The organism is Rhizobium sp. IBUN, assembly GCF_000510625.1.
Lineage (GTDB): Bacteria > Pseudomonadota > Alphaproteobacteria > Rhizobiales > Rhizobiaceae > Rhizobium > Rhizobium altiplani.
On the sequence record NZ_AZNV01000029.1, the window covers coordinates 1 to 13,492 of the forward strand.

Genomic DNA, 13,492 nt, shown 5'->3' on the forward strand with positions numbered 1-13,492 from the left:
GGCATCGGCTTTGCCCCGGAATGGACGCTTGATCTTCCCAATCGCGGCTTTGAACTGAAGAAGGTAAGCGGGATCGACTTCCGGATCGGGCTTGGCATCGCCTGGAACAAAGAAGATCCAACCGCTGGCCGTGATGATATCGTCGACATTGCACGGTCGCTGGCAAGGCGCGGCTGACAATCACAACCATCCGAATTGGAACGTCTCAGCGAGTTCCTGAACGCCATGCTTCTCGATGAGTTCTCCAGGGAGGTGCCCAAAGGCTCGCTGATGGCCTACAAGGCGCTCGACAATCCTCTTCGCCTGTCGCAGTTTTCGACCGGAATTCGCGAATTGATCGGTCATACCCTCTCGACTCTTGCAGCTGACGATGAAGTCAAGGCTTCCAGCTGGTTCGTGGTCGAGACACCGGATGGACGGCCGACCCGCCGGCAGCGCGTTAAGTTTGGCATTCAAGTTGGGATGACGGATGCTGCAGTCGCAGCGCTTCAGGTTGACACCGCCGAGATTGATGTTTGAAAACGCTAGTGCCCGGATCGACACATCGAGCTGGTACGGCGAAGACGACGACGATGGTGAAGATCTCTTTCTCAAGATCACGGATTACTAGCCCCACGCCGATGGATCAGCCGCCGATCGGCACCTGTCAACCTGCGGGTGCCAACCGGACGTGTTCCAAGGGCAGGACTATATCGGCTTCTATGCTTGCGAGAAAGGCACCTGGCACGGCCGAATGATACCGTTTCGCCAGCCGACGCGGAAACGTGGGGCAGTCCAACCGCCTCTTGCTTGAGCTTTTTTCCGCGACAACGCCTTACGCCCCGACGAGAAATCGAGATTTCAGCTACTTAGAGGGTCTAATAAGCAGGTCGTGGGTTCGTATCCGTTCGAGACCGAGGAACACTTCCGGCTAGTCACCTGAATCTCAAGTTCGGTTCATTGTCTTCTGGCAGGATCCTTGACCGAGGCGAGGATTTGGTCGGCGGATTTAACCCACTTGTATGGGGTGGGGTTCTCGTAGTGGGTTTCGATGAAGGCGTCGATGTCAGCTTCCAGTTCTGCAGTGGAACGGTGTACGCCGCGCTGCAACTGCTTTCGCATCAGCTCTGCGAACCACCGCTCGACCTGATGATCCAGGATGCCGACGTTGGCGTGAAATGAACATGCTAGTGTGGGCGGCGCGCGCCAGGCCTTGATTCTCGGCGTCTTGCGGGTCGCATAGTTGTGCATCACCAAATGCACGTCCGGCCCATCGGACATTTCGGCGTCGATCCGCTTCAAGAAGTCGAGGAGTTCAGTGGCCCGGTGACGCTTGTAGCAATGACCGATGACCGCTCCATGTCGAGCGCGGCGAACAGCGATGTCGTGCCGTTGCGGACATAGGTATGGGTGCGCCGTTCGGCGACGCCCGGTGCCATGGGCAGCTCAGCCTGCTCGCGATCCGAGGCCTAGCTTTGCGACTTCTCATCCACACAAACCACGACCGCCCGGTCCGGACGCGACATGTAAAGACCCATTACCGGTGTCCAATGAAACCCGTGCCGATTATTCCGATGTTCATTTTGGTCATTGTTATACCCTTCCGCCGTCTAGGCGATTTGTTCGAGGGGATGGATTTCGATGTGGGCGATCGTCCCCGGCGGCAGATGCGCGTTGAAGACGCGGATGGCTTCGCCGGACATGTGCCGTTCCCAGATTTGGCGGGAGGCCCATTCCTCGACAAAGACGTACACGCCCGTCTGGTTGAGGTTCCGATGGAGATGATAGGAGAGGCACCCCTCTTCGGCACGCGTCGCGATGGACAGTTCCGCCGCATGCTTTTCGAAGGCCTCTTCCCTGCCGGGGGTGATCATGACACGTGCCACGACCTTGATGCTGCTAGTCATTTGTCTGTCCTGTCAGGCTGGTCACAGCTTGCAATCTGGAACACCGGTCAAGCTGCTGAATTGGGGAAGGAAGCCGAGGCGTTCCCGATCAGGGAGCGGCGCTGGCCAATTGTCTGGCTGGTTTATTTCAGGCGCTTGAGCAGCTCCGCGGCAATGGCCGGGGCGGAACCAGGATTCTGGCCGGTTATGAGCTCACGGTCGGTCACCACGTTGGATGACCACGGCGAGTCATTGCTGACGAAATCGCCTCCTGCCGCCTGCAATGCCGTCTGTGGATAGAACTTCATCTCGCCGCCACTAAGCAGGCCCTTGGCGATTTCCTCTTCCTGATTGCTGATGACGGTCATCTTGTAGCCCGCATAGATCCAGCCTCCGGCCTTGGCCGAACCGCTTGTCTCCAGCTTCGTGGTGAAGGCCGTCACATCGGGCAGGGTCGAGAGGAGCGCGATCGGGCCGTGGCAGGCAAGCGCGGTCGTCTTGCCATTCGCATGGAAGTCGGCGAGCAGCTTGCCCAGTTCCGGGCTGACGAGAAGATCCTGCATCGGAGCATGACCGCCCGGCACATAGACGGCATCGAAATGATCGTAGCCGATATGCTCTACGCGGGCGAGGCTGACGACCGGCGAGGCCTTCTCCGAGGTCAGTTTGAGCTTGTCGAGCAAAGCGATGCTTTCCTGCATCGCGGCCTCGTCGCCGCCGAAGTACATCTTGTCCACGGAGGATTTGTCCAGCGTCGGCGCCGTACCCTTCGGGGTCGCAAACGTGATGTCGTGGCCGGCCTCGGTCAGCGCCTTTACCGGCTGCATCAACTCGTTGAGATAGAAGCCGGTCTCGAAAACCTTGCCGTCCTTTAGGTCGAGATGATCGGAATCGGAAAGGACGACCAGGACATTGGCGGCCTGAGCGCTGAAGGTGCTTGTTCCAAGAGCAAGCGAGAGAGCGAGAGTACGGACGGGTTTCATGTTTTTCTCCATGCGAAGGCCAATCCCAAACCGCACGGGCAGAGATGGCGGATGATCTGTCATGAGTGATGCGGGGTATTCGGTTATGCGGTCAGCAGGTCGCGGAGCGCCTCGCCGACGCCAGTGGCAGATTGCGGATTCTGACCGGTGACGAGCCTTCCGTCGACGACGACCTTGGCCGTCCAGTCGGCGGCCGGATGGTGGTGCGCGCCGCGGGCAGAAAGGGTGCTGGCAAGCAGGAAGGGAACAACCCTGTCCAGCTTGACGGCCCGCTCCTCGTCATCGGTGAAGGCGGCGACATTCTTGCCGGCGACAAGATACGCGCCATTGCTCAGGGTGATGTTGACCAGTGCGGCGGGGCCGTGGCAGACGGCGGCGACGACACCGCCCGCCTCGTAGATATCGCGGGCGACGTTGTTGACGGCCGGACTTATCGGGAAGTCCCACATGGCGCCGTGACCGCCGGCGAAGAAGATGGCGGCGTAGTTTTTCGGATCGACGTCGGAAAGGCGCGAAGTGTTGCGAACGGCGTGGCGGAAGCCTTCGCTGTTCCAGTAGCGGGCATTGGTCGCGTCATTGAGGTCGAGACCGTCGACGGGCGGCTCGGCGCCATCGATCGAGGCGAACTCGACCGGGATGCCGGCGGCATCGAGCACAGCGAGGGGATGGGTGACTTCGCCGAGGTAGAAGCCTGTGGGTTCGCCGGTTTCATCACCTTTGACGCCATGGCTGGTGAGGACGAAGAGAACCGGTTTGATGTCCTGAGTTGCGCTTGTCATGATCTGCTCCTGCAATCGGGGATGACGTTGGGTCGCATTCGATGATGTGAATGTATTAAAGCTCGAAGGGCGGATAAATGGGCCGCCGAGGAATTCATTTGTTCGCACGAGGACAGAATGGCGGTGAACAGCACGCTGTGCGACAGCTGGTAGTCCGCCTTAGAAGCGGTGCCTGAAACACTTTATTGATGCCAAAATCGGGGGTAAACCTGCTTGGGAGAAAACGGATTTATTCGCAAGGGGCCAAAATGGGGCGGAGGTTTGATCATCTTGGCGACGTGGAGGCGTTCGTCACCGTTGCCGAAAAAGGCTCGATGACCGAGGGGGCGGTTGCGCTTTCGACGACGCCGTCGGTCCTCAGCAGGGCGATCACCCGTCTTGAAACCCGGCTTGGCGCGCAACTGATGCGCCGGACTACCCGGCGTTTAAGTCTGACGGATGAAGGCCGCGCTTACCTCGAACAGGCACGCGCCGCATTTTCGATGATCGACGATGCGGAACGAGCGATTCAGGGGCCGACTGGCGCGTCGCTGACGGGCCATGTCCGCATCAGCGTGCCAACGACCTACGGCCATTACCGGCTGCCCGCGATGCTGGACAGCTTCACGCAGGCCTACCCGGAAGTCCACATCGAATTGAGCATCACCAACCGCAATGTCGATCTTGTAGCAGAAGGTTACGACCTGGCGATCCGCCTAGGTCCCTTGCCCGATAGCGGGCTGGTGGCGCGTAAACTGGAAGATGCGCCGTTGCGTCTGGTCGCCGCCCCGCATTATCTCGAACGGGCTGGCATCCCGAGGCATGTGGAAGAGCTGGCGAAACATGAGTGCCTGCCTTTCGTGATGCCGAGCACAGGCCGTTGCGCTCCATGGCTGTTTCGTGTCGACGGCCGCGATGTGGACTGGACGCCGGCCGGCCGCATCCGGGTTTTCGACGACGTGCTGGGTGTGGTGTCGCTGGCCGAAAACGGTCTTGGCATTTGCCAGATCTACGACTTTATCGCGCGGGACCGTATCGAACAGGGGCGCCTTGTCGATGTACTGGGGCACGCACGCGGCCGGTCCCGGCCTTTTTCGTTGATCTTCGCGCCACACCGCCGTCTCTCGACAGCGACACGGACGCTCATCGATTTCCTCGCCAGAGACCGTTAGTGGCTGTCGCCGTCCGCAACGCTCTGCAGTGCGAGGCGGCAAATCCCGCTTCTTCGGCTAGCTACCAAAGAGCTGCGCCAAGCGCAGATTCGCAACAGGCTCTGCTGGCTCGACTGCTCTGCCTATCGTTACGATGTACGACAAGCACCCCCTATTATCTACAAATCAAAGGGTTCCGACGGTAACGATGTTTATCTCGGCAACAAAGCGAATAATAATATGGTGTCTGGGACCGCGCCATTTCGAGCAAGCGTTTGGACGCCTGATCTTTGAAATAGATCGCGGATTGTCTGATGGCTGAGCAACCGCTTGACGCTCAGAGCATGGGCCTGCAGGGACGACGCGATCGAAAGTTGCTCTGTCTACACTCCCTCATGCTTGCCCGTTGCGAGCAACAGAGGAGATTGCTTTTGCTAACGTCTATCGGGTGTTTGCAATTGTTTGGAGCCCATGGCACATCCATAGTCGATCTTGAGCCTCGCGAGGCTCAGTGGATGGATTACATTGAGCTTTTTGTCTTGTATGTCTGCATCCTCCCGTAGGCAAACCGAGTAGCGCAAATATCATGGCCGCAAGCATCCGAAACAATCTGCGCTACCGGCGACTTCGCTGGCCGATGGGGCGGCGGGTGAAGGAAAATTCACGCAGTCTGACCGCAAGCGATTCGTTGATATTCCTGCGCGCGCGCTGAAGACTGGCTTGCTGCCCGGAGGGGTCTTGGATCAAGTGTTCCGGGGCCGTCGGGCAAGTCGGTCGCCGTTCGGCTCTGGCGTCTGGCTATCGCGCGAAAGTTCTCTGATGGTCCTTTTAAAAAGTTGGAACTGGTTCGATGACAACCACCGCCCTTGAACACTTGATTAATATACTAGGTACCGATCTTGTCATTTGGGACGAGGCGGGGAAGTCAAAGTATCTTCATGACTGGCACCGCGACGCAGAAGGCAGTGCGCTTGCCGTATTACGTCCGCGATCAACAGATGACGTTGCCAAAGCCGTCATAGCGTGCGGTGAACTCAGTCTTAGCATCGTTCCCCACGGTGGAAACACGGGACTGGTATTCGGTGGGTTAGCGCAAGCTCCCGATCAGGTCGTGATAAGTCTCGAGCGGCTGAACAAAATCCGGCAGGTAAGCACGGATGATTTCTCAATGACCGTGGAGGGAGGTTGCATTCTTTCCGACGTGAAGGACCGCGCGGCGGCGGAGGGCTTGTTCTTCCCATTGGCATTGGGAGCTCAAGGCAGTTGCCAAATTGGCGGCAACGTCAGCACGAACGCGGGCGGCATCAACGTGCTTCGCTACGGAATGACGCGCGACCTGGTGCTCGGTCTTGAGGTCGTCCTACCGGACGGACAGATTTGGAGCGCTTTGTCGAGCCTCCGGAAAGACAATCGTGGAATCGATTTGAAACAACTTTTCATCGGCGCGGAAGGTACTTTGGGGATCATTACAGCCGCGACCCTCAAGCTGACCCCGCAGCCGACGCGGCGGGAAACAGCCCTGCTCGCGGTGAAATCTCTCGCAGATGCGGTTGCCTTGTACCGTCTTGCACGCCGCGAATGCTGCGATCTCATGACGGCCTTCGAATTCATGCCGCCGACAGCATTCACCTTGGCCCAAGAAGCAATGCCCAATCTGGTGATGCCAATGTCCTCCAAATACGACGCTTACGTGCTGTTGGAGATCAGTGGCTCCGGCCTCGTGGATACCGCCGCTCTCATTCAGCAATTTCTGGAACTTGGCCTTGAAAGGGAACTCATTCTTGATGGCGTGATTGCATCCTCGGAAATCCAGACCCGTACCCTTTGGAGTTTTCGCGAAGGAATGGTCGAAGGGCAAGTCAAGCGAGGGCGTCATCTGCGAACGGATGTCTCGGTTCCTCTTTCTGACCTCGCGGATTTCGTCGATAAAGCAGAAAAGCAGCTGAAAGAAACGCTGCCCGATTGCATGGCCATTTCGTACGGGCACGTAGGGGACGGCAACGTGCACCTCAATGTCCTGCCGCCAGCAGGGTGCTCAGATGAGAAGCGCACCTCGTCGATAAGTGCCGCAAAAAAGGTCGTTAATCATGTTCTTGCCACCTATCAGGGCAGTATAAGCGCGGAACATGGAATCGGTCGTGAAAAGCGCGATGACTTCTTAGCGGGGGTCCAACCCGTTCAACGTAAACTAATGAACGCCGTGAAGCGCGCGATAGACCCGGATGGGCGGATGAATCCTGGGGTTTTGTTCGGCGATCGGTAGCGATCAGATCTCGAGCGTTGGCAACGCATCGTCGCTGAACGAGCCGGAAGCCGTGGCTTTACTGCAAACGAGTTTGAAGCTTTGTGAAATTGGAGGGGGAAGCCTGGCTTCCAGCGGATGCCAGGCTTGCTGAATTAACCTACAATCTCGTTGCGCGTGAAATTCCGCCGTCAACGAGGATGTCCTGACCGGTAATGAAGGCCGCTCCTTGAGAAGCCAGAAACAGCGCCGTCGCGGCGACTTCATCGACTGATCCGATCCGCTCGAGCAGATGCATGTGCGCAAATCTTCGGGCAAGTTCGCCGCTCGGATCGCTCTCCATCACTTGGTCTGTCATTCGAGTGAGTATCGCGCCGGGGGATATCGTGTTGAAGCGGATATTCTTCTCTCCATATTCGGCCGCGAGCTGCCGGGTGAGTGACACGATTGCTCCCTTCGATGCCGCATAGGGGGAAAGGCCTGCAAAGGATTGTTCATGATGGATGGAAGCAAGGCTAATCACCGTACCTCCACCGCGCGCAGTGAGATGGGGAATAGTGGCAGAACACATGCGAAACACGCTCCCCAGATTGACGTCGATGATTCGCATCCAGTCTGCCTCGGGAAAATCCGTGATCGGCAGCGCGGGATCCGGCAGGATGGCTGCATTGTTGACGACGACATCGATTCCGCCAAAATGCTCTACCGTTCGTCGTACCACGGTTTGCACTGCCTCGCCGGAACCTACGTCGCAGACGATAAAGAGCGCCCGCGCGCCTTCCGTCGTCAGGTCGTCCACTATCCTCTGACCTCGCGCGACGTCGATGTCGCAGCCGACAACCGTTGCTCCTGCCCTGGCAAACGTTCTAAGAATTGCCGCGCCAATTCCTTGGGCAGCCCCGGTGACGATGCAGACCTTCCCATCAAGCGATACCATTAACAACTCCTGCTGCGCCAATTCGGAACTCCAGGCGATAGGTCTCGGATGACCCCGGTTCGAGCCACGCGTCGGGCTCGAACGGAGCCGTGGAAACGGCCGGCATTGCTGCGGAGGCAGGTTCGATGCCGATGACGTTCATGCCAGGGTAGCGATTGTACCACTCAATCACATGCGAAAAATTGGAAGAGCGCATTGCGAGCCCAAAAGTGAGGCCTCCTTCCAGGCGAGGTTGATGCAAGGTAATGGTGTCGTCACATTCCGATCGGTTTATCACCCGGAACTGCTCAGTACCTTCCAACTCGAGTGGCTGGCAGATGGCAGGCATACGCGGATCCACCGGAAGCCCGCTAATGATCGTGCCGTCGTCCACGAGGGGATAGCCGAGATTGACATGATAGAGAACTCGATGTGGCGTTCGCTTGCGGCCTATGTTGCTGACGCGGTCGGTGAGATGGACGACAGGCTGCTCGATACCGAAGGTATAACGTCGCCGCACCTCAATCTGCTCGCCGAACATAGCGGTCTGCCGTAGAATGGCTTCGGCAAAGACGCACGGCCCGTCTGCCGCATCGAGATCTACGCCGTATGAGATATTTGAGGCCGGGATGAAGGTTGCACGGCCGTGCAGGGGATACTTCGCCTCCGTCTTCAAGGCATAAGCAAAGTGATCCTGTGGTCCCGTTCGCGCCGGGCCGTAATGATCCCAGCCGCAGGTTATCAGAAATCCTGAAAAGGCACGCACGAATGCCAGCCCGTCTTCGCCGTCTGGCGCGTGCAGGGCGGGAGCGGGGAAGCCCTGTGTCCCCCGCCAACCGAGCGAGATGCCACGGAAATCAAAATCGGCAAGATCGAACCCGCGATCGACGGCAATTCTGAAATTGAGACCCGACAGCGTGCGTCCGATCAAAAATCTCGCTCCTCGCGCGACGCCATCTTCAGCCCCGTAAAGGGCAACATCGGCAACCTGAGAAATGTCTGCAATTCTATCAGCGTAGTCTGGGTTCACCCCGTCCTCCTCATTTTGATCAACTTAGCTCTTTGTTTTCTTAACTCGGTCCGACGGCCTAGATTTTGGGTTGATTACGTCGTAAGAATCCATGATATATGATGTATAATCTAATGACAATATGAAGGTCTGACCATGTCTGAAGCCGCAGCGTCCGCGAAACTTGCCTTACCTTCAAGGTTGATGGAGTCACGCAGCACGAGTCTAGAGTTACCAATCTTCGCGGAAAGTGCCGATGATTTGGGTACTCGATCAACTTTCAGGTGGGCGTCATCCACCGGTGAACGTCGTCTTCAGTTGTCTTGCCTCTGAAAACCTGCCCGGCATCGGTAAAGAACCGGCAGCAGGCGTGCTTCCTGCGACGCTGGGACGGTTCGCTGATCGCTGCGATCGGAGCCCATCTTCTGCTGCCTTTGAGGAGTGTAATTGTGATCGATATAAAGTTGCTGGTAGACGGACGAACGATCCTCGGGGAAAGCCCGCTCTGGGATGTGGGCAGTGAGCGTATTTACTGGATCGATTCCCTCGGAAATCGAGTTCTCTCGTGCGACGAGGACGGGAGCGACTTCCGTGAGTGGACCGTCCCGCAGAATATAGGTTCGCTGGCGCTACGCCGCGAGGGCGGCGCGGTGCTCTCTCTGGCGGATGGGTTCCATACCCTAGATTTCAGGACGGGCCAAACCGCGCCATTGGCGCTCGTTGATCATGCAAGCGCGCAGGTGCGAATGAACGACGGCAAAGTTGACGCTCGCGGGCGCTTTATCGCTGGAAGCCTGAACGTCACGGAAGCGCATGACGACGCAGCACTCTACAGCCTCGACGAGGAGGGCACAATTCGCGTGCTGGCTAGCGACATCACGGTTTCGAACGGGCCCTGCTGGAGCCCTGATGGGAGGATATTCTACTTTTCAGACAGTCGTGCCCACACAATTTTTGCCTACGACTACGATCTTGACACGGGAGGTGTCAGCGGCAAGCGCACCTTCGCAACATTCGGACCGCAGGACGGGCTTCCCGATGGGGCAACGGTCGATGCGGAAGGCTGCGTCTGGAGTGCGGGCGTTTTCAAGGGAAAGCTGCACCGCTTTTCACCCACTGGAGAACGGCTACTGACGATCGAAATGCCCGTGCTGAGCGTAACGAGCGTTATGTTCGGAGGGCGCAATTTGGACAGGTTGTATGCCACGACGATGATGCGTCCGACCTCTGACGATGTAGTTGAAACATCGCCTTGGGCGGGTGGCCTCCTCGTGATTGACGGTACCGGAGCAAAGGGCCTGGCCGAACATCGTTATGCGGGATGACCCGCCTCGAGGCAGCTTGAAAACGACTAAAGCGTAGGATTACTGGAGATTTATCCAATGCAATTGAAAGATCCAACATTGTTTCGGCAGGCCGCGTATGTGGCCGGCAAATGGATTGAGGCGAATCGCGCGGGCATCGCCGTTACCAACCCTGCCACGGGTGAGGTGATCGGTCATGTGCCGAAGCTAGGTGCCGCAGAAACAAAGGCGGCGATTTCCGCTGCAGAAGCCGTCCAGAAAGAATGGGCGGGCCGTACCGCGAAGGAACGCGCCAGCGTGTTGCGCAAATGGTTCGAGCTGATGATTGCCAACCAGGACGATCTCGGCCGCATCCTTACCGCAGAGCAAGGCAAACCGCTTGCTGAAGCCAAGGGCGAAATCGCGTATGGCGCGAGCTTCATTGAATGGTTTGCCGAGGAGGCCCGCCGCATCTATGGCGACATTGTTCCGGGTCACCAGAAAGACAAGCGTATCCTGGTGATGAAGCAACCGATCGGCGTCGTTGCGGCCGTCACGCCGTGGAACTTTCCCAACGCGATGATTACTCGCAAGGCGGCCCCAGCCTTCGCCGCTGGCTGCGCCATGGTTTTGAAGCCCGCGGGGCAAACCCCATACTCGGCCATCGCGCTTGCTGTGCTGGGCGAACGCGCCGGTTTTCCGGCGGGCCTCTTCTCGGTTGTCACTGGTTCCGCCCGTGAAATAGGCGCCGAAATGACCGCAAACCCTGTCGTACGCAAGTTGACCTTCACCGGATCGACGGAAGTAGGGGCCGAGCTTTACCGACAATCCGCTCCAACGATCAAGAAACTTGGGCTTGAGCTTGGTGGCAACGCACCCTTCATCGTCTTTGACGATGCGGATCTGGATGCTGCGGTAGAGGGTGCGTTGATCGCCAAATTCCGCAACAATGGCCAGACCTGCGTGTGCGCCAACCGTTTCTATGTGCAGGAAGCCGTCTACGAAGTTTTTGCAGACAAGCTCGCGAAAGCGGTTGGTGGCCTGAAGACGGGCAACGGTTTTGACGAAGGCGTTGTCCTTGGGCCGCTCATCGATGACGCGGCACTGGAGAAGGTAGAGGAACATGTCTCCGACGCGGTTTCCAAAGGCGCTACAGTTCTCCAGGGCGGGAAGCCGCACTCTCTTGGCGGAACCTTCTACCAAGCGACCGTGCTCGCCGACGTGACAAAAGAAATGGCGGTGGCCACGGAGGAGACCTTCGGTCCAGTAGCGCCGCTCTTTCGCTTCACGGATGAAGCCGATGTGATCTTCCAGGCGAACGACACGGAGTTCGGTCTAGCATCCTATTTCTACGCAAAGGATCTCGCCCGCGTGTTCCGGGTAGCGGAGGCGCTGGAATACGGAATGGTCGGTGTCAATACCGGGCTGATCTCGACAGCCGAAGCACCTTTCGGTGGCATGAAGTCATCGGGTCTCGGCCGAGAAGGATCCAAATACGGCATCGATGATTTTCTCGAGATCAAATACGTCTGCCTCGGCGGCGTCGCTTGATATGACTTTGGTTCAAGGGCGCGGGCTGGCCCCGCGCTGCGATTGGCACGTGATAGCCCGTGGGAGGAATGCGGTGGCGGATTATGTAATTGTCGGTGGTGGGTCTGCGGGAAGCGCGTTGGCTGGCCGCCTCGCCGAGGCCGACGTTGGCAAGGTGGTGGTACTGGAAGCGGGCCCGCCGGACCGAAACCCGCTCATTCATATTCCGGCGGGTTTCGTGAAACTCCTGGATTCCAAGCTTTTGTATCACTACAAGACCGAGAGGCAGGACGGGTTGGATGGTCGTACGCCGATCATGCCTCAAGGTGCCGTTTTAGGAGGCGGCGGCTCCGTCAACGCCACGATCTACATTCGGGGCCAGCGAGGCGACTACGACACATGGGCAAAACTTGGGGCCATTGGCTGGTCCTACGCGGAGGTATTGCCTTACTTCCGACGCGCAGAGGACAACGATCGGTTCGCCGATGCCTACCACGGCACGGGAGGACCGCTTGGCGTGTCCGATCTTCGCCAGATTACGGACTTGACACGCGCCTTCGTACGAAGTGCGCAAGAAGCTGGTATCCCCTATAGCTCCGATTTCAACGGCGCCCGGCAACGCGGCGTCGGCTACAATCAGACGACGACCCGAAATGGGCGGCGTTGCAGCGCGGCGGTCGCCTATCTGCGTCCGGCGCTAAAGACGGGAAATCTGGAGATTAGGACCGGTTGCCTGGCAACGCGGGTGCTATTCGAGGGAGATCGCGCGGTCGGTGTGGAGTATCGCCAAAACAACAAGCTGTACACAGTAATGGCTGAGCGCGAGGTTATCCTCTCTGGGGGCGCCATTCAGACGCCAAAGCTCTTGATGCTCTCCGGCGTTGGGCCCGAAGGGGAGCTTAAGAGGCACGGCATCGCCGTCCAGCACCGATTGGAAGGCGTCGGAAGAAACCTCCAGGATCACCTCGAATTTCCCGCCATTCGGTATTGCACAGGACCTTACGGCTATTTCGGTGAAGATACGCTTATGAAGTCCGCCAAGAACGGACTCCAGTATCTGCTCTTCAAGTCAGGTCCGGTGATGTCGAACGTGACGGAGGCCTGCGCATTCGTGAATGTGGACGATCTCGAAGAGGAACCAAACATCCAGCTTCATTTCGTGCCGATCGTTTTCATGGACAGCGACCAGGTGCCGATCAAGCGTGCGGGCGCGACCGTCAATCCCTGCGTGTTGCGGCCACAGAGTCGTGGTGAAGTTCGCCTACGCTCGACGAACCCGGCGGACGATCCGGTCATCGATCCCAAGTATTTGTCGCACCCCGACGACATGCGGCTGTCAATAAAGGGTCTGGAGTTCGCTCGAAAAATTCTTGCCCAGCCGGCCTTCTCACATTTTGTCGAGCGACAGGAGGCATTCCCGGGATCCAACGCCGTCGATGAAGATACCTTGCGCTCCTATATCCGCTCCAAGGGAAAAACCGTCTACCATCCGGTCGGAACCTGCCGCATGGGTCAAGACGAGATGGCAGTGGTTGACCCCGAGCTGCGAGTGCATGGAGTACGAAATCTCAGGGTTGTAGATAATTCCATCATGCCTACGTTGATCTCGGGAAATACCAATGCACCGGCGATTATGATCGGCGAGAAGGCATCAGATATGATACGAGGAATCATGCCGCTGCAGCCGAGCAATGCTTGATGGCAAGCAAGGCTTGGTGCAGTGATATGTGGCTTTAGGAAATCGTGGAAGGGTAC

General features: G+C 58.0%; 11 protein-coding genes and 2 pseudogenes. 7 read left to right on the forward strand and 6 right to left on the reverse strand.

Features of this window, described 5'->3' with window-relative positions; translation table 11 throughout:
- Together RHIBUN_RS37435 and RHIBUN_RS0122895 are read left to right on the forward strand one after the other, a co-directional pair.
- Positions 1–177 (forward strand): annotated as a pseudogene (locus RHIBUN_RS37435) (LysR family transcriptional regulator); the annotation flags it as partial.
- Positions 178–195: 18 nt separating this feature from the next.
- A complete protein-coding gene (locus RHIBUN_RS0122895; protein ID WP_025661313.1) occupies positions 196–519 on the forward strand; it encodes a hypothetical protein in 324 nt (107 codons plus the stop codon).
- Positions 520–936: 417 nt separating this feature from the next.
- Here RHIBUN_RS0122895 and RHIBUN_RS33750 read toward each other — a convergent pair.
- From RHIBUN_RS33750 to RHIBUN_RS0122925, 4 genes and pseudogenes are all read right to left on the reverse strand, one after another.
- Positions 937–1,520 (reverse strand): annotated as a pseudogene (locus RHIBUN_RS33750) (IS630 family transposase); the annotation flags it as partial.
- Positions 1,521–1,589: 69 nt separating this feature from the next.
- Positions 1,590–1,886: a putative quinol monooxygenase gene (locus RHIBUN_RS0122915; protein WP_025661315.1), complete on the reverse strand. Its 297-nt coding sequence runs from the start codon at positions 1,884–1,886 to the stop codon at positions 1,590–1,592.
- A gap of 122 nt (positions 1,887–2,008) precedes the next feature.
- Positions 2,009–2,848 carry a type 1 glutamine amidotransferase domain-containing protein gene (locus RHIBUN_RS0122920; protein ID WP_025661316.1) on the reverse strand — a complete coding sequence of 280 codons (840 nt, stop codon included), beginning with the start codon at positions 2,846–2,848 and terminating at the stop codon, positions 2,009–2,011.
- 83 nt (positions 2,849–2,931) lie between these two features.
- A complete protein-coding gene (locus tag RHIBUN_RS0122925; protein WP_025661317.1) occupies positions 2,932–3,627 on the reverse strand; it encodes a type 1 glutamine amidotransferase domain-containing protein in 696 nt (231 codons plus the stop codon).
- A 248-nt stretch (positions 3,628–3,875) separates the two neighbouring features.
- On the opposite strand from RHIBUN_RS0122925, the gene RHIBUN_RS0122930 reads away from it, so the two are divergent.
- A complete protein-coding gene (locus tag RHIBUN_RS0122930) occupies positions 3,876–4,778 on the forward strand; it encodes a LysR family transcriptional regulator (protein WP_025661318.1) in 903 nt (300 codons plus the stop codon).
- A gap of 829 nt (positions 4,779–5,607) precedes the next feature.
- Positions 5,608–7,020, forward strand: coding sequence for an FAD-binding oxidoreductase (locus RHIBUN_RS0122945; protein WP_025661320.1), 1,413 nt, complete (start codon positions 5,608–5,610; stop codon positions 7,018–7,020).
- 139 nt (positions 7,021–7,159) lie between these two features.
- On the opposite strand, the gene RHIBUN_RS0122950 is transcribed toward RHIBUN_RS0122945, so the two are convergent.
- Entirely contained in the window at positions 7,160–7,936 is a 777-nt protein-coding gene (locus RHIBUN_RS0122950; protein ID WP_025661321.1) for an SDR family NAD(P)-dependent oxidoreductase, read from the reverse strand.
- The gene (locus RHIBUN_RS34820; RefSeq protein ID WP_025661322.1) at positions 7,923–8,945 is read right to left on the reverse strand and encodes a DUF4432 family protein; all 1,023 of its coding nucleotides are present in this window, start codon (positions 8,943–8,945) and stop codon (positions 7,923–7,925) included. The genes RHIBUN_RS0122950 and RHIBUN_RS34820 overlap by 14 nt, the downstream gene beginning before the upstream one ends.
- A gap of 428 nt (positions 8,946–9,373) precedes the next feature.
- On the opposite strand from RHIBUN_RS34820, the gene RHIBUN_RS0122960 reads away from it, so the two are divergent.
- From RHIBUN_RS0122960 to RHIBUN_RS0122970, 3 genes are all read left to right on the forward strand, one after another.
- Positions 9,374–10,249 (forward strand): SMP-30/gluconolactonase/LRE family protein, encoded by an 876-nt coding sequence (locus RHIBUN_RS0122960; protein WP_037217392.1) that lies wholly within the window; start codon positions 9,374–9,376, stop codon positions 10,247–10,249.
- 57 nt (positions 10,250–10,306) lie between these two features.
- Complete coding sequence (gene gabD, locus RHIBUN_RS0122965) at positions 10,307–11,758, forward strand: NADP-dependent succinate-semialdehyde dehydrogenase (protein WP_025661324.1); 1,452 nt, start codon at positions 10,307–10,309, stop codon at positions 11,756–11,758.
- A 73-nt stretch (positions 11,759–11,831) separates the two neighbouring features.
- Positions 11,832–13,436, forward strand: coding sequence for a GMC family oxidoreductase N-terminal domain-containing protein (locus RHIBUN_RS0122970; RefSeq protein ID WP_025661325.1), 1,605 nt, complete (start codon positions 11,832–11,834; stop codon positions 13,434–13,436).
- The last annotated feature ends 56 nt before the right edge of the window (positions 13,437–13,492 follow it).